21 protein-coding genes are annotated in these 24,737 nt (G+C 52.3%); 4 read left to right on the plus strand and 17 right to left on the minus strand.

Going from position 1 to position 24,737, the window contains the following annotated elements; all coding sequences use genetic code 11:
* Positions 1–14: 14 nt before the first annotated feature.
* The 3 genes from melA to AC0LWF_RS08420 all read right to left on the minus strand — a co-directional run bounded on the left by melA (position 15) and on the right by AC0LWF_RS08420 (position 3,767).
* Entirely contained in the window at positions 15–1,511 is a 1,497-nt protein-coding gene (gene melA / locus AC0LWF_RS08410) for an alpha-glucosidase/alpha-galactosidase (RefSeq protein ID WP_474651097.1), read from the minus strand.
* A gap of 138 nt (positions 1,512–1,649) precedes the next feature.
* Positions 1,650–2,552, minus strand: coding sequence for an AraC family transcriptional regulator (locus AC0LWF_RS08415; protein WP_474651098.1), 903 nt, complete (start codon positions 2,550–2,552; stop codon positions 1,650–1,652).
* A 21-nt stretch (positions 2,553–2,573) separates the two neighbouring features.
* Complete coding sequence (locus AC0LWF_RS08420) at positions 2,574–3,767, minus strand: SulP family inorganic anion transporter (RefSeq protein ID WP_474651099.1); 1,194 nt, start codon at positions 3,765–3,767, stop codon at positions 2,574–2,576.
* 215 nt (positions 3,768–3,982) lie between these two features.
* Here AC0LWF_RS08420 and AC0LWF_RS08425 point away from each other — a divergent pair, with 215 nt between their 5' ends.
* Genes AC0LWF_RS08425 through AC0LWF_RS08435 form a run of 3 tightly spaced genes read left to right on the plus strand, consistent with a single transcriptional unit; the run spans position 3,983 to position 6,006 of the window.
* Positions 3,983–4,336: a hypothetical protein gene (locus AC0LWF_RS08425; RefSeq protein WP_474651100.1), complete on the plus strand. Its 354-nt coding sequence runs from the start codon at positions 3,983–3,985 to the stop codon at positions 4,334–4,336.
* 30 nt (positions 4,337–4,366) lie between these two features.
* Positions 4,367–5,383 carry an FAD:protein FMN transferase gene (locus tag AC0LWF_RS08430; protein ID WP_474651101.1) on the plus strand — a complete coding sequence of 339 codons (1,017 nt, stop codon included), beginning with the start codon at positions 4,367–4,369 and terminating at the stop codon, positions 5,381–5,383.
* A 38-nt stretch (positions 5,384–5,421) separates the two neighbouring features.
* Positions 5,422–6,006, plus strand: coding sequence for a ferric reductase-like transmembrane domain-containing protein (locus AC0LWF_RS08435; RefSeq protein ID WP_474651102.1), 585 nt, complete (start codon positions 5,422–5,424; stop codon positions 6,004–6,006).
* Positions 6,007–6,218: 212 nt separating this feature from the next.
* On the opposite strand, the gene AC0LWF_RS08440 is transcribed toward AC0LWF_RS08435, so the two are convergent.
* Positions 6,219–7,316 (minus strand): mandelate racemase/muconate lactonizing enzyme family protein, encoded by a 1,098-nt coding sequence (locus AC0LWF_RS08440; RefSeq protein WP_474651103.1) that lies wholly within the window; start codon positions 7,314–7,316, stop codon positions 6,219–6,221.
* A 31-nt stretch (positions 7,317–7,347) separates the two neighbouring features.
* Positions 7,348–8,907, minus strand: a complete 1,560-nt coding sequence (locus AC0LWF_RS08445; protein WP_474651104.1) for a HEAT repeat domain-containing protein — start codon at positions 8,905–8,907, stop codon at positions 7,348–7,350.
* Positions 8,908–9,055: 148 nt separating this feature from the next.
* Between AC0LWF_RS08445 and AC0LWF_RS08450 the strand changes: the two genes are divergently transcribed.
* Positions 9,056–9,925, plus strand: a complete 870-nt coding sequence (locus tag AC0LWF_RS08450; RefSeq protein ID WP_474651105.1) for an AraC family transcriptional regulator — start codon at positions 9,056–9,058, stop codon at positions 9,923–9,925.
* A gap of 484 nt (positions 9,926–10,409) precedes the next feature.
* Here AC0LWF_RS08450 and AC0LWF_RS08455 read toward each other — a convergent pair whose 3' ends face one another.
* The 12 genes from AC0LWF_RS08455 to AC0LWF_RS08510 all read right to left on the minus strand — a co-directional run bounded on the left by AC0LWF_RS08455 (position 10,410) and on the right by AC0LWF_RS08510 (position 24,597).
* Complete coding sequence (locus AC0LWF_RS08455) at positions 10,410–11,144, minus strand: ABC transporter permease (RefSeq protein ID WP_474651106.1); 735 nt, start codon at positions 11,142–11,144, stop codon at positions 10,410–10,412.
* Complete coding sequence (locus AC0LWF_RS08460; protein WP_474651107.1) at positions 11,137–12,063, minus strand: ABC transporter ATP-binding protein; 927 nt, start codon at positions 12,061–12,063, stop codon at positions 11,137–11,139. Before AC0LWF_RS08460 ends, AC0LWF_RS08455 begins: the two co-directional genes overlap by 8 nt.
* Before the next feature lie 17 nt (positions 12,064–12,080).
* The gene (locus tag AC0LWF_RS08465) at positions 12,081–12,932 is read right to left on the minus strand and encodes an ABC transporter permease (RefSeq protein ID WP_474651108.1); all 852 of its coding nucleotides are present in this window, start codon (positions 12,930–12,932) and stop codon (positions 12,081–12,083) included.
* Positions 12,929–13,894, minus strand: coding sequence for an ABC transporter ATP-binding protein (locus tag AC0LWF_RS08470; protein WP_474651109.1), 966 nt, complete (start codon positions 13,892–13,894; stop codon positions 12,929–12,931). Before AC0LWF_RS08470 ends, AC0LWF_RS08465 begins: the two co-directional genes overlap by 4 nt.
* Positions 13,891–15,039 (minus strand): hypothetical protein, encoded by a 1,149-nt coding sequence (locus tag AC0LWF_RS08475; RefSeq protein WP_474651110.1) that lies wholly within the window; start codon positions 15,037–15,039, stop codon positions 13,891–13,893. The genes AC0LWF_RS08470 and AC0LWF_RS08475 overlap by 4 nt, the downstream gene beginning before the upstream one ends.
* A complete protein-coding gene (locus AC0LWF_RS08480) occupies positions 15,036–15,560 on the minus strand; it encodes a sigma-70 family RNA polymerase sigma factor (protein WP_474651111.1) in 525 nt (174 codons plus the stop codon). Before AC0LWF_RS08480 ends, AC0LWF_RS08475 begins: the two co-directional genes overlap by 4 nt.
* A 350-nt stretch (positions 15,561–15,910) precedes the next feature.
* On the minus strand, positions 15,911–17,548 hold the full coding sequence (locus tag AC0LWF_RS08485) for an ABC transporter substrate-binding protein (RefSeq protein ID WP_474651112.1): 1,638 nt from the start codon (positions 17,546–17,548) through the stop codon (positions 15,911–15,913).
* A 106-nt stretch (positions 17,549–17,654) separates the two neighbouring features.
* Complete coding sequence (locus AC0LWF_RS08490) at positions 17,655–18,560, minus strand: carbohydrate ABC transporter permease (protein ID WP_474651113.1); 906 nt, start codon at positions 18,558–18,560, stop codon at positions 17,655–17,657.
* Positions 18,561–18,571: 11 nt separating this feature from the next.
* A complete protein-coding gene (locus AC0LWF_RS08495) occupies positions 18,572–19,447 on the minus strand; it encodes an ABC transporter permease (protein ID WP_474651224.1) in 876 nt (291 codons plus the stop codon).
* 144 nt (positions 19,448–19,591) lie between these two features.
* Positions 19,592–22,456 (minus strand): beta-galactosidase, encoded by a 2,865-nt coding sequence (locus AC0LWF_RS08500; RefSeq protein WP_474651114.1) that lies wholly within the window; start codon positions 22,454–22,456, stop codon positions 19,592–19,594.
* A gap of 371 nt (positions 22,457–22,827) precedes the next feature.
* The gene (locus AC0LWF_RS08505; protein ID WP_474651115.1) at positions 22,828–23,898 is read right to left on the minus strand and encodes a LacI family DNA-binding transcriptional regulator; all 1,071 of its coding nucleotides are present in this window, start codon (positions 23,896–23,898) and stop codon (positions 22,828–22,830) included.
* Between the two features lie 174 nt (positions 23,899–24,072).
* Positions 24,073–24,597, minus strand: a complete 525-nt coding sequence (locus AC0LWF_RS08510; RefSeq protein WP_474651116.1) for a general stress protein — start codon at positions 24,595–24,597, stop codon at positions 24,073–24,075.
* Positions 24,598–24,737 lie beyond the last annotated feature (140 nt).

The following is a 24,737-nucleotide window of genomic DNA, read 5'->3' on the forward strand; positions in this document are numbered from 1 at the left end:
ATCCCCTTCTTCTATTAATGCGCTGCTTTCGCTTTGTCCGCCTCGCCTGCATTGAGCGTTGCCGCTTCGCGATCCTCCATCATCTCTTCGACCGATTTGGTCTTGAGGCGCGCAGCTCCGCGGTAATCGTCGCGCGTCGGGATAAGGTTGCCGCTAGCAAGCCGCTGTTTTGCCTCTTCGATTGACGCGCCGTACTGCGGCAGCCATTTCTCCTGTGCAACGAGCAGCTCGTCGACCATCTGCCAAATCTCTTTCGGATTGCACACCGCGCCAACGAGCGGATCCATCATCATCGCTTGGCGCAGCAGCTTATCATCGCCGCGAACAGCCGCTTCGACAGCAAGCCGCTGCACGGATATGCTTACGTTACATACCGCTGCGGGGCCGAGCGGCAGATCGCCGACAACCGGCATGTTAATGCCGTTCGCATCGACATAACCCGGCGCTTCAATGATTGCATCATTCGGCAGGTTCGTAATGACGCCGTTATTCACCACGTTGAAATGTCCGCGGTACAAGCGGCCTGTTTCTAAGCCTTCTATTATATAAGAGCCGTGTTCCTCTGAACGCTTATCCCCCGAGTACACATACGGATCGCCTTTCATCCAGTTCGGGAAGTCCGTTTCGAACCAGTGACGCCCCTCTGTACATACGCGCAAGTAGCCGCCCGTCTCGCCATTGATCCAGACGCCCATATCGATCCAATCATTGATCTCATCCGCGCGTTTGCGGTACCAAGGTACATATTCGCTCAGATGGCCATTGGATTCTGTGGAATAGTAGCCGAATCTGCGAAGCATATCGATGCGCACTTTCTCGGTCTTGCTGTATTCCGGATGCTTCTCGAATGCCTCGAGCAGCTCGCCTGTCTTGTCGACGCCGTTATGCTTGATGGACACATACCATGTCTGATGGTTGATGCCCGCGCAGATGATATCGACTTCCTTCTTCTCAAGGCCGAAGGCATTCGCGATTTGATGATGGCCTCCTTGCACGCCGTGGCACAGGCCGATCGTACGAACGCCGCCGTACTTGTTGCATGCCCATGTGAGCATCGCCATCGGATTCGCATAGTTGAGCAGCAGCACATTCGGGTCCGCCATCTCGCGGATGTCTTTGCAAATATCGAGCATCGCTGCAATGCCGCGCTGTCCGTACATAATTCCTCCGGCGCAAAGCGTATCGCCTACACACTGGTCGACGCCGTATTTGAGCGGAATGTCCACATCATGCTGGAACGCTTCAAGTCCTCCGATCCGTACGACGCATAGGACATATTTCGCACCGCGAAGCGCTTCTCTACGGTCAGTCGTCGGCTCTATGGTGATGTTCAGCCCGTTCTCATTAATATCCCGTTGGCAAAGCTGCGTAACCATCTCGAGGTTATGCGCGTTAATGTCCGTGAATGCAATCTCAATATTGCGGAACTCGGGTACAGCCAGCAAATCCCGCAGCAGTCCGCGAGTAAACCCGATACTTCCTGCTCCAATAAAGGTCACTTTAAATGACAATCGAAACCCCTCCTGCATCAATAATATTGGGGAACCAGCTTGATTCATCATCATTATTGTAGCAGGAGTCAGCATGAAGGCGTTTCCACATTTCCAACAGCTTTGCCATCTTAATGTCAACTATTGCAACCTGAATCGTTATCCATGCCGCCTGATTTCAATGGATTTGCGGTAAGCAGCCGGTGACAGCCCGGTTACTTTCTTGAACAGCATGCTGAAATATTGCCGGCTGTTAAGCCCAATATAGTCGGCGATATCGATAATAGGAATGTCCGTTCGGGCAAGGAGCATTTTCGCCTTCTCGACCCGGAGTTCAGCCAAATATTCAGTTATGGTCATGTGCATCGTCGCCTTGAATATCCGCTGAAGATATACCGGATGCAGGCTGACAGCCGCGGCAATATCCTTCACTTGAATCTCGCAATCATAATGCTGATGCATATACTCCGCCGCTTTGCGCACATAGCGCTGATTGAGCGAAGCCGCTGCCGCCTGATCCGCCGGCTCTTCCGCTGCCAATCTCGCAACACGAACTAGCAGCTGTGATAACAAGAGATGCGTCATACTGTCGTTGTGCGAGCCTGAACCGCTAGTGTCCAGCTCCATAACGATGCTTTTGAGGATATGATGGATATCGCTCGGGTCGCGCAGCACGATGGAGTTCTGATGCCGTTCCAACAACTGTGACAACGGTGCATTGCACTCCGCCAGCTGTTTCATCGAGGGATAGATACCGTCGCAAGCAGTAAACGTGAACTCGACGTTAAGCATCCGGCACGGGCTGTCCTTCTCCACGATTAAGTTGTGCGGAACGCCGGCATCGAGCAGAATGAGATCGCCTTTGCGCATCGCCGTCGCCCCCGCTTCCGTCTCGACGACACAGGTGCCAGAGATGACATACATGAACTCGATCGCATCATGCGAATGAACGTCCATATGAAAATCGACCCACTGCTTAAAGTAATACGCGACAATATGAGGACGGTAATCGCCCCCATCACGCCATAACGGATCGTACAAACTGTATTTGCGCTCCAGCAAGGCAGCCCGCTCCTCTCTTAGCTACTGTTCATGCGCTCCTTCTCGCTTCACATTTCCTCTGCGAAGCAGAACGAGCAAGGCACTTACAATGACGCCTGCGATGACCCCGACCGCGAGATCATGGGTAGCAACAACCGATGCAACGGTGACGAGCATGACAATCGTTTCCGCAGCCGGTACTTTATGAAGCTGGAAGACGGATTTCCAATCGAAGATCGCTACGCATACCATAAGCATAATGCCAACGAGCGCCGCCATCGGAATAAGCGACAGCAAATCGCCCAGCACCACGACGAGCAGCAGCAGAAACAACGCTGCCACGAGCATTGACAGACGGTTTCGACCGCCCATTTTCACATTAAGCACCGACTCCGCCACAAGCGCACACCCTGCCATCCCTCCGAAGAAGCCTGCAATGAAGTTGGCGATGCCTTGACCGCGCATTTCTTTGTTCTTATCCGTCTTCTCGCCCGTCATCTCATCCAGCAGATTCTGTGTCAGCATCGTCTCGGTGAAACCGACAACCGCGAGCGAGAGAGAGTACGGCAATATAATGAAGAAAGTGTCCCAGGAGATGGGTACGTCCGGCAGCAGGAATGACGGCAGTGACGCATCAATCGCCGCAATATCGCCAATGCGCGTCACATCGCCAAGGCCGAACATCCATGCGACGAGCGTCAGCACCGCAACGGCTGCGAGCGGCGAAGGAACGGCTTTGAAATACCTTGGCAATACATAAATAATAAGCAGCGCCGCGGCAACGAGCACGTACATCATCCATGACCCATCTGTTAAATAACGAAGCTGCGATAGAAAGATCATGATCGCCAGGGCATTCACGAAGCCCGTGAGAACAGGCTGCGGTACATAGTTTACGAGTTTGCCAAGCTTAAACACACCCATCAAATATTGAATGATTCCGGTCAATACCGTAGCAGCGAAAAGATATGCAATGCCATGTTCTTTCACAAGGGTTAGCATTAGTACTGACATCGAGCCAGCAGCTGCCGAGATCATCCCCGGTCTTCCGCCCAAGAACGTAATGACGAGCAAAATACAAATTGTCGCATAAATACCTACCTGCGGCGGCACGCCTGCCATGAACGAAAATGCCAATGAATCCGGGATAAGCGCCAGCGTAGCCGTCATGCCTGCCAGCACATTCAATCTTACATCCGTCGTCCACTGCGCGCGCCAAGCTCCATTACCTATCAATTGCTCCACCTCATATTGCTTATTATTGCTGTCTTCTCTTACGGGTGCCGCATTCTATCGGTAAGCATAACCCCTCGTTTAACGGCTGGTCAACGGTTTTTCATGGGTCATCTTTAGGGGTCTTCTTGCGGCTGTTCTATTAAATCTCATCTTAACTTCATCTTGCTCCTATATAATGAAGATATATGAACCGGAAAGTAGGTGTACATTATTCTATGAAACAGAAGAAGTGGCGAAAATGGAAAATCGGCGCTGTTGCCACCCTCGGGATCGTGCTTCTGTTCCAAGCGGTGCGAACGAGCGAGGCCTTCAAGGAGGCGTATGCCGAGCAGGCGCCACAGTCTCCTCCATCGGTGACGGATGATGCGAATGCGCCAGATACGGTCATGAATGATGATGACATCAACAGCTATTTTAGCGATGACAATAACGGTAATGCCGGCAATGGCGGCGGGTATGACGATAGGTTCAACGATAACAGCAATAATCAAGGCAGTGATGACGCAGGGCGGTTCGGGGATGGAGAGATGTCGTCCCCATCGAGACATACGCGCACGGAGCGCTCATAGCGGATAAGTGAGTGAGGAGGATGGTCGCTCGTGAATACGACGCTGCATCAATTCCGTACAAAGGCGATGAATACGAAGATTGAAATGAAGTTCGCCATTGAGCAGGAAGCCAAGGTGCGAGGCATAGCTAGATTCGCCGAGGACTGGTTCCAGAAGACGGAGCTGCGCTTCACCCGTTTCCGCGAGGAAAGCGAGCTGAGTCGATTGAACCGGCGCATCGGAGAGCGATGCATGATTTCGGATGCGATGCTGGAGGTGCTGTTGCTCGCGGAGCATTATCGCAGCGAGACAGGCGGGATCTTCGATCCGTGTATGCTTGCTGCGATTGAGACTTGCGGCTACGATCGTTCATTCGAGCAATTGGCGTCTCGTCTCATTGCGGAAACAGGGACAACGAAGCCCGCTTCTGTGTCGATGAATGCGAAGGCGGCCCATCCTGAAAGCCAGACTGCTATGGATATTGATCCCCGCATGAAGTCCGTCTTGCTGCATGCCCCGCTCGACTTAGGCGGCATCGTCAAAGGCTGGTCCGTTCAGCGGCTAGCGAGCTATATGATGAGGAAGCTTGCTATGACGCAAGGGATGATCAACGCCGGCGGGGACCTCGCCGTCTGGGGTGCGCCTCAGTCTGATCCCTGGCTCGTGGCGATTGAGCATCCGTGGCAGCAAGGAGAGGATATTGGCGTACTTGCGCTCTGTGATGGCGCGGCAGCTACTTCGAGCAAGCTCGGAAGACGCTGGCATGCAGCAGGCGGCGATGAGCAGCATCATCTGCTGGATCCGCGAACATGGCAGCCAAGCCGCAGCGATGTCGAGCAATGCACAGTGACAGGCCCGGATGCTGTCACTTGTGAGATTTGGGCGAAGACGATATGTATTCTTGGCGCTGCCGAAGGGATTACACGGTTCAAGAACAAGACGAACCAGTATGAAGCGCTGCTGTTCGGCGGGGACCGGCGCGTCCATTACTGCGGCAGCCGTTCCTCCTTCGAGTCCGCTTCCAAATGGCGCAGTGTCTCAATTGATTATGCGCATTGGCACACTTAGGCAAAGAAAAGATGAGAGATGAGAGGTGAGGCCTACCTATGATTTCATATATTGTGGACTTGCCCACATGGCCGATAATTCGTACGCTTGGCGTCGCATCTTACGTGATGCTCGCGCTCGGCATCTGTCTCGGCATTCTATATAGCTATCCCCAGTGGTCGCGGGAGAGCAAGGCGGATATTTATAAGCTGCACAGCTTTCTAACCATTAGCGGGACTGCTGTCGGTCTCTTGCATGGCGTATTCACCGTCATCGACACGTATATGCCTTTCTCATGGCGCGAGCTCCTTGTTCCTTTTGCCGCTCGCAATCATCCTGTCCTGAACGGGCTCGGTACTCTTGCAGCTTACGGCATGCTTACCGTCATACTGACGACCGATCTGCGCAATAAGCTGAAGAAGAGGCTCTGGTTCCTTATCCATCTATCCTCGTACCCGATCTTCATCATGGCCTTTATCCACGGCTACTTCCTCGGAACGGATACTCAGCTTCCAGTCATCCGGGTCGTATACTTCGTCACCGCTGCAGCTGTGCTGCTCTTAACGATTGCCCGCGCCTTCATTCGGCGCTCTGCGCCGAAGAAGAGTAAGGCGCAGACGGGAAGCCGCAGCAGGAGCGCCTAACCTGCATATTCGGCCAGGTGCAGGGGAGCGAAGCATTAACGCTGAGAGATCGTATTCGATCTCTCGGCATTACCGAAAGGCAATTGAGAGTCGCTTCTGCGCTTCTCGTCGTGAAGACACCCGCCGGGTACTACTTATTAAACAAACGCGGCAATAACAAAAGAAACTGCCCTCTTTAAACTGGGCAGTTTCTTTTCTTATGCCTGCATTCTCTACCGAATCCGATACTCATCAAAGTAGCGGGGAATAATGGTCGTCGAAGCTCCAGGCTGCTCGGGCAGCTTGTAGTAACCGTCAACGACAGTAGCCGGCTCTTCGAAGATATGCCGAATCCATGGGATGTACTCCAGCATGATCGCGTTCTGCGTCGATGCCACCAAATGCTGATGAATTTGGCCCATGTCGCCGACATGCGGACAGATCGGCAAGTCATACGCCGCAGCGAGTCCCGCTACCTGCAGCCATTCGGTTACGCCGCCTACACGCGTAACGTCAACCTGCACATACTCCACAGCGCCTTGATGGATGTAATCGCGGAAAGCATACTTGTTGTAAACATGCTCGCCTAGCGCAATCGGCACGTTCAGCTCATCCGCCAGTTTACGATGTCCCGCAATATCGTCCGGGTTAAGCGGCTCTTCGAGCCACATCAGATCAAACTGCTCCAGCTTCTTCCCCCACGTCATGGCAGTTGTAATATTCCACTGCTGATTCACGTCGATCATGAGGCCGATATCATCGCCGATTGCCTTGCGCACCGCTTGCACACGGTCGAAATCTTCGCGCGGATCCGGTTTGCCGACTTTCATCTTCACCGCAGAGAAGCCCTGATCCACGATGCTCGTAATGTCTGAGATTAAACGCTCTTTGCTCCAATTGAGCCAGCCGCCGTTCGTATTGTACGCTTTAATCTTATCCGGCTTATGTCCGCCAAGATATTGCCAGAGCGGCTTATTCGCAGCCTTCGAGACGATATCCCACAGCGCAATATCAACAGCCGCAAGCGCCATATGCGTAATACCCGCACGACCAATCCAGTGCATCGGGCCAAATCGCAGCTCATCCCAAATTTGCTTGATCATCGTCGGATCTTTGCCAACGAGCGTTGGGGCATAGTACCGATCAATCGTATCGGCAATCATCTCATCGCCCTTGGCGGTCGTTCCGGTATAGCCGTATCCGGTAATGCCTTCGTCCGTTTCAATGCGGACGCCGGTAACGCCCCAGTGCGACGCTACATTGATCGCGTCCGTGATTGGCGGCGTAATCGGAACATGCAGAATAAAGCTCTTCGCGCTCGTAATCTTCATAAAATAAGATCTCCCTCCATAATCGTCGCTCTTAAAACGTGCTTGATTTATGCGTATCCGGGCACCAGCGTGCAGCGCGGTAATTCCTAATCAACACATCTACCGCCCGATCCGTGCGGATAGCCGTCAGCGCTTCGAAAGCATAGGCACGTGCGTAACGGTCCCGACTCTGAAGGCCGGCCTCCAGCCCGTTGATGACCAGATCCGCATCGCCGAGTTTGCCGATTCGCAGTAAGGATAATGCCGCCGTATAAGCGATTTTGTTCGTAATATATTCTTGATTGTACACGTACGAGCCGGTGCTGCCATTTTCCATATCCGCCGCGGACTCCTTCGCAACCGCTTCTTCGAGCGTTCTCACGAGCGCCGGAATCGTCTCATCCGCTGGCTCGCCGATCATGCCGAGCGCCTCCACAACGTTGCGGCGAACCCACTCGCTCACATCATTCAATGCAACGATTAATGATGGAACAGCGGAAGAAGCCACCGCTCCAAGCATGCCCAGCACGAAGGCTGCAAGTGCTCGACTGTTCTCTTCTCCAAGTGCCAGAAGCCGAATAAGACCTGGAATGGCCTCTTCCCCCGCCGCTTGAAGTCCATAGGCCGCACGCTGCGCCGTTAACTTGGACCCGTCCCCCAACTCCCTTAGCAAAGCTGTCGTACCGGATTTCCCAATATGCCCAAGCGCATAGCTAGCATTCAGCGCCACATTCTCAGACGAATCGCGAATTAGCTCCGTCAGCTTCGGAACCGCAGCCTCAGCTGCCTTGCCGATCAAGCCGAGCTTGTCAGCTGCCCCGCCTCGAATGACTTCATTCTCGCTCGACAATGCTTCGATTAATGCAGGAACTTCTGCGGTGCTGCCGCCCAATGCAGTCGCGAAGCTCTGTTCTCCCTTGAGCCAGCTCCATACATCATGCCACAAATTCAAATGCGCATCGGGCGCGTCCGAAGGGAACGCTGGCACGGCATTCGTATGATTCCAGCTTGGCGATACGGGCTCAGCTAGACGGACGAATTGGAACTTGAGCATATAGCGGTCAATATTCGACGTATTCAACGAAGCCTTGTGCCAGAGGTCGAAGTGAACGAGCGCGATAGTGCCCGCCTTACCGGTCGGCAGCAGCTCCGGCCCGTTCTGAAACTTTTCATTATATTGGGAGCCTGGCATGATCGCCGTCGGGCCCATATCTTCCGTAATATCCTGCGTGTAATAGAACATCATCACCCACCATGGACGATGGCTGCGCATGGATGACCAGAAGCCGTCTTTATGCCATTCTCCGCCGCCTGGCTTCCCGTTGCCCGGCTGATTGTAGTGCATATGGCGATGTGGATGCATATAATAGTCAGGTCCCAGAACACTGGTCAGCGCGCCCTTCGTAACCGGCGTCTCAAAGAACTTCTGGATGTCCGGTACTCGCGGCAATATGTTATTGCCGGGATTCCCTTCATTCTGAAAGGCGAAGTCGATTTGATTCATCACGCTCCGGTGCAGTTCCTCCGGCAATTCATTCTGAAGAACGACATAACCCTTCGTAATAAATTGAATCATCTGCTCATCATTGAACAATTTCAACTCGCTAGACATCCTACGCAGCCCCTTCTCGAATAAGTGATATGTTATATTTAATGTACCAGAGGGCGTCCTGAATTGTATTTAGCTCACAGTCAGACAGTTGCACAATAGTCAGGTCAATTCGGGTGAAGAACACCACTTAAGAAGGGATACGGCTGCGATGGATTTCTCTAAATTTCACCCTTATGTCTACTACGCCACCAAATATCACTTTTATCGCGGACAGACCAGCCTAAATAGATTCGTCTATGCAAGCTCCATCTACTTCATTACGGAGGGGAAGGGCTTCTTCCGGCTGCGAGGTGTCGATTACGAAGTCTACCCTGGCATGATGGTCTACATGGAACCTGGACAACCGCATGGCTGGCTCGCGGATGAGAACGAACCGATGACCAAAGTATGCTGCTATTTCGATTGGTCTTACGTCGATCGCACAGCTGTCTTTAAGGATGAAACAGCTCCGATCTGCTACGATCGCGATTTGCTGCATATGGAGCTGCTGGGCGATAAATTCCCTTTCCCCCTGCCCGAAATCGCAAACGTGAGCGCATCGCTGCTGAACTGGACCGACCTGCTGCAGCGAAGCTTCATATCGAATGAGCACACGAATGAGCGGACCTTTTTGCGGAGCATGTCAGCACAGAGCCATTTTGCCGAATTCATCCATCACTTCTTAACGTTCTCGCTGCAAGAGTCGCATATTCCAGATCCTCGCATCAGCAAGCTGTTGGAGCGCATCGAGGTTGATCTGCTGAGCGGTGCCGATATTGTCATTGAGAGCTACTCTGATTCTCTCGGTGTCAGCAGAGGCTATTTCTTCGACCTCTTCAAGCGAACAACTGGTCTATCGCCGATCCAGTATATGAATCAGTTCCGAATCAGCAGAGCTAAGGAGGACCTCCGTTCTTCCAACCTAAGCGTTATGCAAATTGCAGACAAGTACCACTTCAGCTCCGTTCATTATTTCTCGCGGACGTTCCGCAAATATACCGGGAAGTCGCCACAGTCGTTCCGAGAATCCGAGGTTTGACTTTAAGAGGAAATAACAAAACGCTCCGTCCAATAGGACAGCGGCCATTCCATTAGACTGCCTTCAGCTCAGTCCCGTACTTCATTCGGGAAGGTGCTGACAGCACTCTCAGTTAAGGAACCAACCGAAATCCGCTGCTTGGCGGAGCTGAGAACTCAAATAGAGAGTGTCGATTCAATCGGACACTCTCAGAAACTTCTATCAGCACTCGACGAGCCCCGAATGATCACGCAAGAGCGGGAAAAGCCTCTCTCGCCTAGTAGCCTCGGTCACCACCTTGCCCATAGGCTTTTCCCATTGCCTTGAGCAATTCGCGCGGATGCCAAGGAACTCCATGCACTTCGTTATTACAGGCATAGGAAGGTAGAAAAGGTGCCCTCTGCCAGAACGTAAAAAGATCACCAAAACCTGCCAAGCAGACAGATTAAGGCGATCTTTTTATTTTGAGTGAGCAGGTTGTTTGTTCTCTTGATGCGAAAGGCTATTATCCGCTGTGCACATCCGTTCTGCGGAAGTACGTCATGATAAAGAGAAGCGGTACGATGAAAGCGACACACATCGTAATGATACCAGTCGAAGTCGATTTGTAGTGTTCATTCATCGTGTCGAGCATGTTAAGCGGAGCGCTCCACGGATAGTACATGATGTACTTGGACTGCATGATCGTCAGCTCCGAGATGACCGCGAATACGCCGAGCCCCATTGCTGGGATGTAGCTGCGCCAAAGCAGCGCAACAGCAGCAGCGATCGGGACAAGCGCATATTCAAGGGCGAGAAGCAGCCCGTATTTGCCAAGTGAATGCCAGAATATCTCAGCAGATGGCAGATCTGACGTGAATACGAAAGCGGATCCGAACGTGATCAAGAACGACAGGAATAGCACAGACGCGAGTACCGGTACTGCAATGATGAATTTTGCTGCAAGCACAAGGTTCCGCGAATACGGCCCTGTCAGCATATTGTTGACGGTACGCTCTTGAAACTCCCTCGCGAACAAGTAACCAATTAATAACGAAAATAAGGCCGGACACATGAGCATCATCATCATCATGAGATTATCATCGAAGAAGCCTTTCCACCCAAACTCCGCGCCAGTGCTCGAGTTATGCACCTCGACGAAGAAGTTCAGCGCAGCCGGGAGCAGCGCCCCAAGCAGGATGAGCCAGAGCATGCGCGATCTGCGCCACTTCAGCCATTCACAGCCAATCAGATCAAGCATGTACAGCACCGCCTTCTACCAATCGTACGAAGTAATCCTCGAGCGAGTCTTTCATCGCATGGAGACTGTTCACGAGAATTCCCTCACGAACAAGCAACCGATTCATCTCTCCAGGTACATGACCATCATCATAGACACGCAGCCAGCCATCCTCATCAAGACGGCAATCCTGAATGCCCATCTCCTTCGAGAGCAGTTCCTTCGAGCGCTCTGGCTCATCAACCTGCAAGCTGATATATTGCCGATTTCGCTCCTTCAAGAGCTGCATCGGCGTCTCCTCCAGCATTCGGCCGCGGTGGATGATGCCGACCTTCGTCGCGAGCTGCTCCACTTCGCTTAGGATATGGCTGGAGACGAGAATCGTAATCTTCCGTTTCTGCGCCAGCTCTTGAATGAGAAGCCGAATCTCCTTAATCCCCATCGGATCAAGACCATTCGTCGGCTCATCCAGAATAAGCAGCTCAGGCCGGTGAAGAATCGCGCGAGCGATACCAAGGCGCTGCTTCATGCCAAGCGAGAAGTTAGATGCTTTACGGTTCCTAGCATCCCAAAGTCCTGTCGTACGAAGAGCATCCTCTGTCACATCCGACTCTCGCACGCCCATCATTTTGCGGTGAAGCTCAAGATTCTCTAATGCCGTCAGGTTCGGATAAAAGCCTGGATACTCGATTACGGAGCCGACTTTGCGCAGCACCGGATTCTTGCCTCGCCCAATCTTCTCGCCGAACAGCTCGACAGAGCCGGTTGTCGGCTGAATGAGCCCCATCATCATGCGGATTGTCGTCGTCTTGCCCGCGCCGTTCTGCCCGAGAAAGCCGTAAATATCGCCTCTCTGCAAATCCATATCAATGCCGTCTACCGCATTAACCCCTTTATAATGCTTGCAAAGTCCGCGGACTTGCAGAATTACATCGTTCATTGTCGTTAAACTCCCCTTTAAGCGATGTCTTTCTTACGAAAGGCTCGACAGCCAAGCGCAAGAATGACGATAAGATAAAATAAGGTGTACAAGGCAAAAGCACCGCTCGGCACGTTAAACACAGCGAATGGCCCCATACTCTCCACCGCTTGCACCGGCAGCGGCAGCTCCAGACCATCCAGCAGCTCAAACGTAATCCGATTCAGCAATGCATTAGCTGGCATTAATAGCTTAAGCAGGAATGCAAAACGGCTCGCCATCTCATTCTCGCCGCTGTGGTTGAATATATTTTCGGCGAAACCGCTAAACATGCTCAGCCCGTACAGCATTGCGCAGGCAACGCCATTACCGAGCATCGGCAAGTACGTCGAACCGAGCATCGATACGCCAAGCAGGATTAACGGAATCCATATAAACAGCATAAAAGTCTTTATTAATGTCGCCGGCATAATCGGAAAATGCAACAAATAATGAACTGGCAGCAATATCGCAAAAAACATGATGCCCGCGTACAGCACCAGCCAGAACGCATATCCGATATACTTGCCAAGGTATACGCGCCATCTTGCAATTGGCCGCGATAGTATAGCCAGCATCAGCCCGTTCTCGATCTCCCCGGAGATCGCTCCCATCGTCGTGAATAGGATGAAGAACGCAATAATCATTTGGGAGAATAGCAGACCGAGTGTCACTAACACAATGCTGTCGGAGACGTTCCCGGAGAGTGTCACCTCATGTCCCTCGAAATTGATCGATATCTTATAGACGCCGAAGATGAAGAGGGAGACGAACAGCAGCGAAAGCACGAACGTTACTGGTAAAATCCGTTTGCGCAGCAGCTCCTTACCGGCAAAAGCGATCCAGCTCATGTACGCGCACCTCCAGCAGCTTCCCCGCCTGACATGGATAGGAACCAAGCTTCCAAGCTGCCTTGGACCGGCACCACTTCATAGACGGTTATGTCTTCCTCTACTAATAAGCGGATCAGATAGCCGATTTGCTCACGGTCGTGGGCGGACACCTTCAAGACGGCGCTGCCATCCGCAGCCTGCTTCGCAACTTCGACTGCCATCCCAGGCAGCAGCTGCTCGCGCAGCTCTTCTTGCAATTCCGGCAGCCAGCCGCTAACCGTAAACTCCCAGCTGAGGTCGCTTCGCAGCATGTCACGCATCGAACCGTTGGCACGAAGCTGCCCCTTATGCAAGAACGCGACTTCGTCGCATACCGCCTCCACATCTTCAAGCAGATGGGTGTTCAAGAAGACCGTCTTCCCTGCTGAGCGCAGCTGTTCTAGCAGCTGCCGCACTTCATATCTGCCAATGGGATCAAGCGCCGATGACGGCTCATCAAGAATGATGAAATCCGGGTCCATAAGCAGCGCACAGGCAAGTCCAAGCCGTTGCTGCATACCTTTGGAATATTGTCTTACTCGGTCATTGCCGCGTTCATTCAGCCCGCAGATGCGGAATACTTCCTTCATCCGCGCGGCGAAGGAAGCCGACTTCGTCTGCGCGCGCGTCATGCCGCACAGACCTGCATGGTACCGGAGCACCTCCGCTCCGGTCAGCCAATCCTGAAAGCGGAACAGCTCGGGCAAATACCCGAGCTTCACCCGCGATTCAGGATCGCCGATTGGCTTGCCGAACAGCGTGCCGCTGCCGCTGTCCGGGCGAAGGAGGCCGACGACCATCTTCACAAACGTACTCTTGCCTGCTCCGTTCGGCCCGAGCAGTCCAAAAATTTGCCCCTGTTTGATGCTCAGCGAGATATTCGAGCAGCCTGTGCCGGATGAGTAGGTTTTGGACAGACGATCGGTCTGCAAAATAATCATTTCATCATTCCTCGAGCTTCATTAATAATGGAATCTTCCGTCGGGTAATCCGTCACCGAGCCGCTTAATTGATAAACCCATTCATCTTGCAGCCAAATAATCGAACGGCTAGAGCCCGAGTCTGTCACAATCGCTTCATTGCCTTCAATCTTCGTCGTATGGGTGCTATCCGTTGAGAACGAAGGCACAGGCAGCGTGTGGCGCCAATCGCCAATGCCGGCCAGCTTCGAGCGCATATCGTCGGGAAGCATCGGCAGATCAAGCACTGCTTGACGGATCTGTTCGACATCTACGTCGTCCGACACATCAAGCGATGGGTTAGGCAGCTGAGTAAGCCGCTTCGACGAAGAATCGTCCGTACTTTCCGTGACAAAAGTGCCTGGAATAACGAGCTTGATTGGCGATCCATCAACAGATTTCGGGAACTCCGTCTTGCCGCCGAGCAGCGCAATCATCTGATTGATCGCCTTCGGATGCAGCTTGAACGTAATTTGCTGCTCCGGCATGTAGTGAATGACCGCTTCCCCTTTGACCGGGAGTACTTTCAGCTGACGATCTCCAGCAAGCGCAGCCGCCTCCGCTTCACTCACGACACGATCCTGGCCGCCGCCTATCTGCTCGATTTCACCGTAGCGCTTCAGGTTCAGCTGGCGCGTTCCGTCCGTGCCCTCCTGCAAAGCAGCCCGGAAGCTGTCCATATCAGACTGACTGATCGCAACCGTCTGGAAATGCTGCACGCGGAACGTATTCATCACTGACGCCATAACATCCTGGCCTAGGGACGAGAAAATGAGCACGCCGGCAACCGCTGCTGCCGATACGAGCGATACCCATCTCCGCTTGTAACGTGGGCGGCTCGAAGGCTTATGTGAAATTTTCTCTTCATTAATATTGTTGAAATGTAAGGGTGCCGTTGCAAGCTCTTGAGCAGGATTTTGAGCCGGAACTTGAGCTTGATTTTTCAAAGCTTCATTCGCTATATCTTCACGCTGCGCTGCAGCTGGCATCTGTTCCTCTTTCAGCCAAACCGGCGCGACCTCTTCCTCTTTCACGGACATGAACAATCGGCTCAGCGCCAGCTCTACATCGTCTTCCGTTATGTTCAGCCCTTGATTCTCTTCATCCAGGCGTTTCGGTTGTTTCATTGCTCCATAACCTCCTCGGACAACATATTTTTCTTAAAACGGCTGGCCGCTCGCATGAGCAGCGTTCCGACAATCTTCGGATTCACTTGCAGCACCTCAGCAATCTCAGCATGGCTGTAGCCCTGCTCCTTCAAGAGCAGCGCTTGCCTGTCCCGTTCGGACAGCTTATTCAGCACGCCGCGCACAACGTCCCGCTCCCAGCTCTGAATGACAACCGCCTCATTGGACGGATAAGTCTGTTCCCCTGCGAGCGCTTCATGCTGCTGCTTTTCATTCAAGTCATTCAGCCTTCCCGCCTTGCGGTAATGGTCATATACGATACGCGTCAACACGCGGTGCAGCCAAGGTCCCGTTCTCGCCAGATCTTCCGGCGGGTTGCGGTACAGTTTGAGAAACACTTCCTGCGCCAGGTCCTCCGCTGCCGCCCTGTCTCCGATGAGACCGATTATTTTGCGCAGCACGGATGGATAATGCTCCCGAAATAACTGTTGATATCGGGCCGGCATCTGATCGTTTGGCATGCTCTCGCCTCCTTCATAGAGTAAGACGCTGGGTATGGGTGAATCATAGCACATACCACGAAATAAGTTTTGCCGCTGCCCAACCACTCCCCGCTATGCGGAACGAATGCTTGAAATGAGATGCATATATCCACTTATTCAGCCACTTTGCGCCGCATGAGCAACTATCCGCACCTAATAGATGGATATTTCCGCTTATGCTCACCGATAATCACGTTTACACCGAAATAAGTGGATGATTGCACTTACTGCTTATCGTGTTGACTTCTGCTAGACCGCCCCGCCGTCAATCGCAAAAAAAATCAACCGAGCAGCGCTTTCGCACCACCCGGTTGATTATGAACATGATATTAGCCTTGTTCAGATGCCTTAAATGCGTCCAGTTGTTTCTGGATTTCGTCTTTAACTTTGTCATAACCAGCAGCTTTCAGCTTGTCGCGAAGCGCAGCTACCGCTTGCTCAGCGTCGCCTGCTTTACCAGCTAGAATAGCTGGCATTTGCTCGCCGAGCACTTGAGAAATTGCTGTCATTTCTGGGTCTACTGCAGATTTGTCGAATACGAATTTGCCATAAGGGAATGGCTTCTTGATTGCATCATACTTCTTGTAGATGTCGCCGATGCCGCTCCAGTCTTGGTCTGACGGGATTTCGAATTTGTCGACACGACCGCCCCAGAAGTCGGAGTAGAAACCGTCTTTTGCATCATCGTAGCCAGCAGGACGTACGCGGACGCCATCTTTGATCTCATATTGAACGCCTTCGATACCGTAGTTAAACAGTTGGTAAACTTCTTTGTCTTGACGAATCAGCTCATATGCCATCAGAGCGCGCTCTGGGTGTTTGCTGTGTGCGCCGACCGAAGTACCGCCGTGCGTAATCGGCATCGAGATCAAGTTGCCCCGAGTATCGGAGTACGAGAACATTTGCAGTTCAGAGCCTGGTTGGTCATGGTCCATCTGTACGCGAAGGTTCTTGAACGTTTGCGTATGATGCGCATCAGCACCTGTTTGACCCGCTCTCAGCTCAGAGCGGGTATCGCCCTTGTAGTTGAGAACATCTTCACGCCAGTAACCAGCATCGCCCCATTGCTTCAACATCTTCGCGAAATCAATGAATTGATCGTTGAAGATTGGGCTGTCAACTGTATAGCGGTCGTCATACGATTTACCGTAGAAAGCGTTTACATAACCTGTGGAAATAGGAAGCTCGATATTATCTGTTTCTGCTGTAGCGAAGCCTGTGTAGAATGTAGTAGCCGCGCCTGCTGAATCAAAAGGAATCACGTCTTTCTTGTTGTCTTTAATACCTTGGAGGTATTTGCCGAACGTAGCGAAATCTGTGATTGGCCCTGTAATGCCGAACTCCTTAGCCCAGTCGCCTCGGTAGTACAAGCCGTGGTTAACCCATTGCGTATAGTGATCTTCCGGAATCAGAACAATATCGTCTTTGTATTTGCTTTGATCCCAGTCTTCAGGCGGAATCTCAGCGTATGTTTGTGGTGCGTACTTCTCGAGCAAATCGTTCAGAGGCAGGAATGCGCCGCGCTGAGCGTTGCCCCATGTATCGAGCCAGTCGGTACCAATGTTAATCAGGTCAATCGGCTCGCCGGAAGCAAGCAGCAGGTTGTACTTCGTTTGCCAGTCTGCCCACTCTACCCATTTGAGCTGCAGCTCAGCATTGATTTTGTCCTTCATAATGACGTTGATTTTTTCCATAACCTTCTCAAGCTGGCCGTTCTTCGGCTTGTCGCCGAGCATAACGTAAGTAATGGTCTCAAAGTCCTTCGTGTCGATCTTGCTGTCCGACGCATTCGCATTGCCAGACGTGTCGTTAGACGTGTTGCTGGATGAAGCGTTTGCAGCTGTGTCGCCGGATGAATTGTTTGCCTTATTATCCGAGGAACTGTCGTTGTTGCTGCCGCAAGCAGTTAAGCCGAAAGCAAGGAAAAGCGAACACGCGGTAATTGCAATCTTTTTCATGTTTCCCATTCTTTGTAGCCTCCCCATTTTGGATAAATCGCTTTGTTTCCGCTCATTCAAGCGGTTATGGTAAGAGGGACTAGACCAGGCCCTCACATACCCATGCATAGATGCCTTACCCTTTTACCGCACCAACGGTAATTCCTTGAATGAAATATCGCTGCACGAACGGGTAGAACAGCACCACAGGACCGGTCGCAACGACCGCGGTCGCCATCTTCATCGACTCCAGCGGCATATCCCGCAGCGGAACGTTCGAAGCGGCGGACGAGTTGCGGATGAAATCCGCGCTAGTGATGACGTTATACAAGAACAACTGCAGCGGGCGATACTTCATGTCCGCAGACAGGAACAGCATCGAATTATACCATTCGTTCCAATAACCAAGGGCAATGAACAGTCCGATGGTGGCAAGCGCCGGTGTCGTCATCGGCAAGATGAGGCGCATGAAGATCGTGAAGTCGCCTGCGCCATCGATCTTCGCAGATTCCGTAATTGCATGCGGAATCGACCTCGTAAAGCTTTTCATCATAATAATAAGGAACGGACTCATAAGTCCTGGCAGCAATACAGCTAAGTAATTATCCCGAAGACCCAAATACTGATTAATGAGCAAGTAGAACGGGACAATACCGCCGGAGAATAGCGTTGTGAAGTAGATAAAGAACGAAATGCCGTTGCGCTGCTCGAAGTCTGGCCGCTGCAGCGCGTAGCCGGTCATTGCAACGAGGAAGAGCCCGATAAGCGTGCCGACAACGGTCAAACAGATGGATACGACATAGGAGCCGATGATAAGATTCGGGTTTTCAAACACGATTTTGTAAGCAAAGGTTGAGAACTCCCTCGGCCAAATATTGAAGCCATTCTTCGTAATGGACGCTTCCTTCGTAAACGAGGTACCGACAACGACCAGGAATGGAAGCAAGCAGCAGAGTGCGAACAACCCGATAAATACATAACCAAAAGCTCTAACGAACAAGGACGTCCCATCCGTCCGAATGCGTTTCTGGACAACATCCATGTGAGTCCCTCCTAGAACAATGAATTATCTGGCGATGCCTTCTTGACCAGCCAGTTCGCTGTTATAACAACGATGAAACCAAATACGGATTGATACAAGCTAACCGCGCTGCCCATCGAGAAGTTAAAGTTGTTCATGAGCGAGCGGAAGACGTACGTCTCTATAATGTCTGTTGTCGAGTAGAGCGCGGTATTGTTCGCTCCGACGAGATTGTAGAAGAGACCGAAGTTTCCTCGAAGCACGCCCCCAAGCGAGAACAATAGCAGAATGATGAAGGTCGGCTTCAGCCAAGGGAGTACGATGTAGCGGATACGCTGCAGCGCATTGGCACCGTCAATCTCAGAGGCTTCCACGACTTCGGAATCTAGTCCCATGATCGCTGCGAAGTACACGATCGAACCATAGCCGGTAGACTGCCACAAGTAAGTCAGAAGAATGATCAGTGGCCAAATGTGCCCATTGGAGTACGTCTTCACCGGATCAGCCCCGAGCGACTTCAAGATATTGTTGAGGATACCGTAGTCGTAACTCAGGATGTTGTAGGCAATGAGACCGATAATGACGAATGAAATAAAGAACGGCAGGAACATGAGGGTCTGCGAGACCTTCTTGAACCACTTCTTGCGCAGCTCATTGAGCAGAATCGCTACGAAGATTTGCAGAAAATTGCCGAAGATGATGAAGCCCAGATTGTAGGCAATCGTATTGAATGTGAGCCGCCACAGGTCGCCCGTCATGACGAGAAACCGGAAGTTTTCCATTCCGATAAACTTGCTCTTGAAGATACCATCGGTGTAGTTGTATTTAATAAAGGCCAAGTACAAGCCTGGCATCGGCAAATACGCGAAGATGAGGAAAAAGAGTATCGTCGGTAAGCACATGAGCATCAATGTACGGTTGTTCCAAAATCGTTTGGTGCGCGCGCGAAGCGCTCGTCTCGGCGTCTCTACCGCCGCCTGAGCCGGCTGAGCCGGCTGCGCGATTGTTTTCATCCGTGTTTCTCCCCTTTCGCAAGCGAGGTTACAGTCTTATTATTCCTTCAGAACGCCGACCGGCAGGAAGGTCAGGCTCTCTAGCAGTGCAGGTTCGCCTCGTTCTACCGCTTCGAGCAGTATGGTTAGCTCGTTCTGATCGCCGATACTCAGCCAAGGCCCTGGCAAGAAGAACGACTCCTGATCGCCGCCGCTGAAGCTTGGGCGCGAAGCGCCGCTTGCTGTCCATAACCGACCGACAATGACGTCGCCGAGGAACACAGTAAGCTTCATGTTGCTGCCTTTCACTTGTACGCGCCAACCGTTCCCATCACTCGGCTGATCCAGCTTCCCATAGAGCCAAGCCACCGCTCCGGCTTCTAGATTCACAGGCAGCTCATGCGATTCAGCGGATGGACGCTCCTTCGCCGCATGTTCCAACAATCCAGCTTCCTCGCATGCCGAAAGCTGCCAACCGCTCGCCGCGTTGCCTTCATACAGGACGACTTCCCCTGCTCCGAGTCCGAGGACCCGTTCCAGGAATACGGCTACATGTACCTCTTCGCCCGGCGTGACGTGAGCGGAGATGTTCATGTATGGATCGTACGAGTGAACGGAACCGATTGCCGAACCATTGACGAACACTTGAGCGTGCGCTTGAATGCCCTGGAAATGAAGGGTCCATGAATCGGCAGTCTGTGAAGCTCTGAATGACTTGCGGAAGTACTCAGCGGAAGGATGATCCGGCGACAACCAGCCGCCGAAGTTTACAATCGCCCAAGCACTGTCATCGCATTCAGGTGCGAGTAGCTCTGGCTGAAGCGTTCCGGTTCCTGACTTCGTCCGCAGCACTCGCCAGTTCCGAAGTGGCTGCGCTCTTGTAACGGAAGTCAATCCTTTGATCCCTTTCATCGAATCCAGCCTTAGCGCCGGCAGCCTTGCGTCATCGAAATTGGTATGTCCCCATATTTCGACCCGTGCAGTCAGCTTGCTGCCTGCACGGCTGCTGCCTGTGCCAATGAACCGGCTGCTGCCTCCCGGCACACAGGTGCCAAGATAAGTCTGATCCGCATATAGCGAGACAACATCGCTGCCTTGCTGAAGCAAGATGCCTTGCACCTGCTGACCTGCCGGTGTTTGGTCAACCGCTTCATACCATGCATATCCGCGCTGGATACCGTTCTTCTCTAAGTAGTCCGCTCCATCAGCGAGCTGTGTATATGCCGGCAGTGCAGCAAGCGGCGCGATCGAATCGACTTGCTTCAGCGACCAATCGACCGCGACATCACGAGGTGTGTCATCGTACACAAGCGGGCAGCCGATCGAAATGTAACCGCTATCATTTACTTGCGAATTCATAAGCAGCGCATCCGCTCTAGCAATCCCGACTAGTTCAATCGTTTGACCATTTGCTAGCTCGAGTCTCCCGATGGCGATCTGCCTTGCTTCCGCGGAGAACGCAAACAGATGTGTTCCTTCCTCCAGCTGCTCGTGCAGCTCCATGCCCGCTTCGACTTCCGATGCCATGACCGGCTGCTTCAGTGTTAACGAAATCTCACCTTCATGCTCACTGTGGAAGACGATGATTGTCTTCTTGCCATCAGCAGCGTGGTACACATCCGACAATTCGGCAGTTGCATAGTTAAGCGTGCCTTCCAAGCCCCAGTGGCTTAACGGAACTGCAATCGGCAGTATCTCGCATCGGCCCGGCACAGTGACAAGCTGCGATGCTTGCGGCACTCGCACTTGTGCGTCTCCGGCGCTAAGCAGTTCAAGTTGTACCGTTTCTTCCTGTTTCCCGACATTAGCCGCAAAGAGTAGATGTCCACCTTGCTTAAGCTGCAGCTGGCGTGCGGCGATTGTGCCTGCGCCGTCACGATGAACGACATTGGCTAGCTCAGCAGCCGCTGCTGTTACCGCCTCGGCAAGCGAACTGCCGTAAGCGTTAATCACTCTTCGCATCAAGCGCCCTTCATAAGCCTCGCTGCGCACATGGCCTTCCGGCGAAATCATGCCATAGAAGTCGTAGTCGCTCGTCATGAACGCAAGCGGCTTGCCCCAGTTGTTCGTGCCGTTCGTAAAACCGAAGTTCGTGCCGGACACTTGCAGATAAGGTCCAAGCAGCTTTGCCCCGCAGGAAAGGAGGCGGCGAAGCAGGAAGTGCGAGCGGTTCGTTTCCGTAACGAGAAGCGGAAGGTCCAGCTCGGCAAGTCGAGCTTCATACGCGGATACTTTCATCTCGAATTCAGGATCCATATCGTTGGGATAGAAGTTGCAGGTCGGAACGACGCCATCCACAAGACCAGATGCTTCATACAGTCCGCCTTGCCCAGCGCAAGCAATTAGTTTCGCGGTTATACCGCGATTAATGGCCATATCGCGCAGTACCGTTATGTAGGCATCCGGATCTGGGCAATCGTAGAAGTCGAGCTCATTCTCCAGCTGCACGCAGATAATGGAGCCGCCTCGCTGCTGCTCGTACTTGGCCAGAATCGGGAGTATTTGGTCGAACCAGCGCTCCACCGCCGCCATATAACTTGCTTCCGTACTCCGTATGACGATGCCCGGCTTCCCGAACAGATAAGCTGGAAGTGCTCCGCCATCCCATTCCGAGCAGATGTAAGGTCCCGGTCTTGCAACGACCCAGAGGCCGATTTCAGCGGCTAGCTGCAGGAAGGCTTCTACATCCCGTTCACCTGAGAAATCCCAGACGCCTTCGCTTGGTTCATGAAAGTTCCAAGGAAAGTACACGTCGATGGCATTGTAACCGAATGCTTTGAGCTGTACCATTCGTTCGCGCCAATGAGCGCGAGGGTTGCGGAAGTAAAACAAGGAGGCACAGAGGATAATTTCGGCGTTACCGTCTACGCGGAGCGTTGATGCTGATAGCTGCATTGCTGGATCTGTTTTCACTTCCATGTTCATGTATTCGAACCTCCCCCAAGATGTCAGAGCTTTTATGAAACCCGTTTCATTAGTCTTCAAAAGAAAAATACACTTTGTTTATGCGGGATTAAGCGATGTTCGTAAACGTCACAGATACCGTTGATTAAAGTGTATTTCTGAATAAAATGCGAACGGTGATAGCTATTGTGCTGCGGCGATGCCAACCTTCAATTTCATGAAACCCATTTCATAATTAAGAAAAAATGAAACCCATTTCATCATTGGGCTAAAATGAAACCCATTTCATAACTGGGTTGAAATTAAACCCTTCTTGTGAGGGTTATCTTGATTTGAAGTTTACTCGCAAAATGATAGCGCTGTCAAGGTGATTTTGAAAAAAAAATTTAGCTTTATTCTTCGACTCTCTTGCCGGCTGGGGGCGCTGTGCTCTCGCGAATGACAAGCTTCGGCTGCAGCGTCGTCAGCTCGCTGACCTGATTATTGCGCGTAATAAGCTGGTGCATAATACTCGCAGCCGTCTGCCCAAGCTCAAGACAGCGGAGCGATATTGTCGTCAGCTCCGGAATGATGCTCTCAGCGAGCGGAATATCGTCAAAGCCGGTGATCGAGACGTCGCCCGGAATACTCATACCTGCTTTAACCGCGGATTTAATAGCACCGATAGCGACCAGATCGTTGGCGCAGACTATCGCCGTCGGCTTGCGGCCACCCTTGCTGAGCAGCTCGTTCATGAAGTTCTTGCCTGCATGGATCGAGAATCCGCCCGTAATAATCCAGTCCTCGCGTACAGGAATACCTGCCCGTTCCATGGCAAGTCGAAAACCCGTCATACGCTGCACGGTGTTTGACATCTGATTATATCCGCCAATAAAAGCGATATCGGTGTGCCCAAGCTCGATGAGATGGTCCGTTACGCACATAGCTCCGCCAACCTCGTCAATAATGACGCGGTTAAACTTCCCGCCCGGCAGGTTGCCGTTAATGAGCACGACAGGCAGACGTTTGTTCACTTCTTGCACTTCTTTGGTCATTTCTCTGGTCGATTTCTGCAAATCAATACGACCGCCGATCATAATAATGCCGTCGACCTGCTTCTCTGCCAGAATGCGCAAATATTGCGATTCCCGCTTGTATTGCTCTTTCGAATCCTGATTGTACGAGTTGGTGTCGCACAGGAAGAATGTATAGCCATTGTTGCGCGCTTCCTGCTCAAGACCTGCGAGCACCTCGGGAAAGAACGGATTCGTAATGTCAGGCAAAATAATGCCGATCATCCCTGTCTCTTTCTTGATCAGGCTTCTCGCAAGCGCATTCGGCTGGAACTGATGCTTGTTGATGAGACCTACAATTTTTTCTCGTGTCGATGCCTTCACAGGTGCCGTGTTGTTCAGAACGCGAGAAACCGTAGCAACGGAAACATTAGCTTCTCTAGCAATGTCGTAAACAGTAACCGGTTTCATGTTCGCTCACCCCTCGCGCTTGATTTGTCGCGTTCGACAGTTTTACCTAGCATAGCAGAGTGTTTTGCCACTTGTAAATGACCTACATTACCAGTTGATCAATAAAAAGAGTCATGTCGACACAGCTATTCGCCGCAGCTCGACATGACCTCGGATTCCCATAGCTTCAAATTACTACAAAATGCGCGCAGCTCCGCAATCGCGGAATACCGCTTCCGCCGTGCCGCCAACCGACAAATCCGGCCCGTCAGCAAGCTGGTTATCGCCCATGTCGGCAGCTACCAATATCGCTCCGCGCGCAAGCGCATCACGGCATGCGCCGGCATCACTCGCATCAAGGCCGACGTCGACGAGCGCGCTCTCGAGCGTGCTGTCACTGTCATATGCAGCGGCTGCTGCCAATATCCCGTTGCTCGGGAACGCCACACCGCCGAAGACGCCCGTATTCATGCCGCTGACCGGAACAGGAGCTGCGATGCCAAGATCGTTATTATCGTGATCATCAGCAGCTGCACGGGTCAGCATGAGGTCCGTCATCTCATCGGCATGGACATCCGTCTCCGATTCGATGCGTCTTGAATGGTCCCGATCCTTCGCGATTACCCTCAATTCATTCCGCGTAAAGCCTGCCTTCTCAAGTGCATTCACCGCTTCAATCGCTTCGTTCTCCGTGTTGAAAATGCCTATTCTGTAAGTCAATTCGTTCGCCTCCGCATACCGCTAAACTATACCACCCTTGGTATGCCCTGTTTGCGGAGGAAATAACCGGAATTCGGTTCCAGGTATGAGGATGCAACTTGCTATAAAGAGCACTCCACCAACCCCGCTCCCCCTCTAAC

This window comes from Paenibacillus sp. sgz302114 (assembly GCF_056120345.1).

Bases quoted from the DNA above. Each gene is read 5' to 3' on its own strand.
- AC0LWF_RS08425 (WP_474651100.1), top strand. From the start codon at position 3,983: ATGAAACAGAAGAAGTGGCGAAAATGGAAAATCGGCGCTGTTGCCACC.
- AC0LWF_RS08435 (WP_474651102.1), top strand. From the start codon at position 5,422: ATGATTTCATATATTGTGGACTTGCCCACATGGCCGATAATTCGTACG.
- AC0LWF_RS08440 (WP_474651103.1), bottom strand. From the start codon at position 7,316: ATGAAGATTACGAGCGCGAAGAGCTTTATTCTGCATGTTCCGATTACG.
- AC0LWF_RS08445 (WP_474651104.1), bottom strand. From the start codon at position 8,907: ATGTCTAGCGAGTTGAAATTGTTCAATGATGAGCAGATGATTCAATTT.
- AC0LWF_RS08450 (WP_474651105.1), top strand. From the start codon at position 9,056: ATGGATTTCTCTAAATTTCACCCTTATGTCTACTACGCCACCAAATAT.
- AC0LWF_RS08455 (WP_474651106.1), bottom strand. From the start codon at position 11,144: ATGCTTGATCTGATTGGCTGTGAATGGCTGAAGTGGCGCAGATCGCGC.
- AC0LWF_RS08460 (WP_474651107.1), bottom strand. From the start codon at position 12,063: ATGAACGATGTAATTCTGCAAGTCCGCGGACTTTGCAAGCATTATAAA.
- AC0LWF_RS08465 (WP_474651108.1), bottom strand. From the start codon at position 12,932: ATGAGCTGGATCGCTTTTGCCGGTAAGGAGCTGCTGCGCAAACGGATT.
- AC0LWF_RS08470 (WP_474651109.1), bottom strand. From the start codon at position 13,894: ATGATTATTTTGCAGACCGATCGTCTGTCCAAAACCTACTCATCCGGC.
- AC0LWF_RS08475 (WP_474651110.1), bottom strand. From the start codon at position 15,039: ATGAAACAACCGAAACGCCTGGATGAAGAGAATCAAGGGCTGAACATA.
- AC0LWF_RS08480 (WP_474651111.1), bottom strand. From the start codon at position 15,560: ATGCCAAACGATCAGATGCCGGCCCGATATCAACAGTTATTTCGGGAG.
- AC0LWF_RS08485 (WP_474651112.1), bottom strand. From the start codon at position 17,548: ATGGGAAACATGAAAAAGATTGCAATTACCGCGTGTTCGCTTTTCCTT.
- AC0LWF_RS08490 (WP_474651113.1), bottom strand. From the start codon at position 18,560: ATGGATGTTGTCCAGAAACGCATTCGGACGGATGGGACGTCCTTGTTC.
- AC0LWF_RS08495 (WP_474651224.1), bottom strand. From the start codon at position 19,447: ATGCTCATGTGCTTACCGACGATACTCTTTTTCCTCATCTTCGCGTAT.
- AC0LWF_RS08500 (WP_474651114.1), bottom strand. From the start codon at position 22,456: ATGAACATGGAAGTGAAAACAGATCCAGCAATGCAGCTATCAGCATCA.
- AC0LWF_RS08505 (WP_474651115.1), bottom strand. From the start codon at position 23,898: ATGAAACCGGTTACTGTTTACGACATTGCTAGAGAAGCTAATGTTTCC.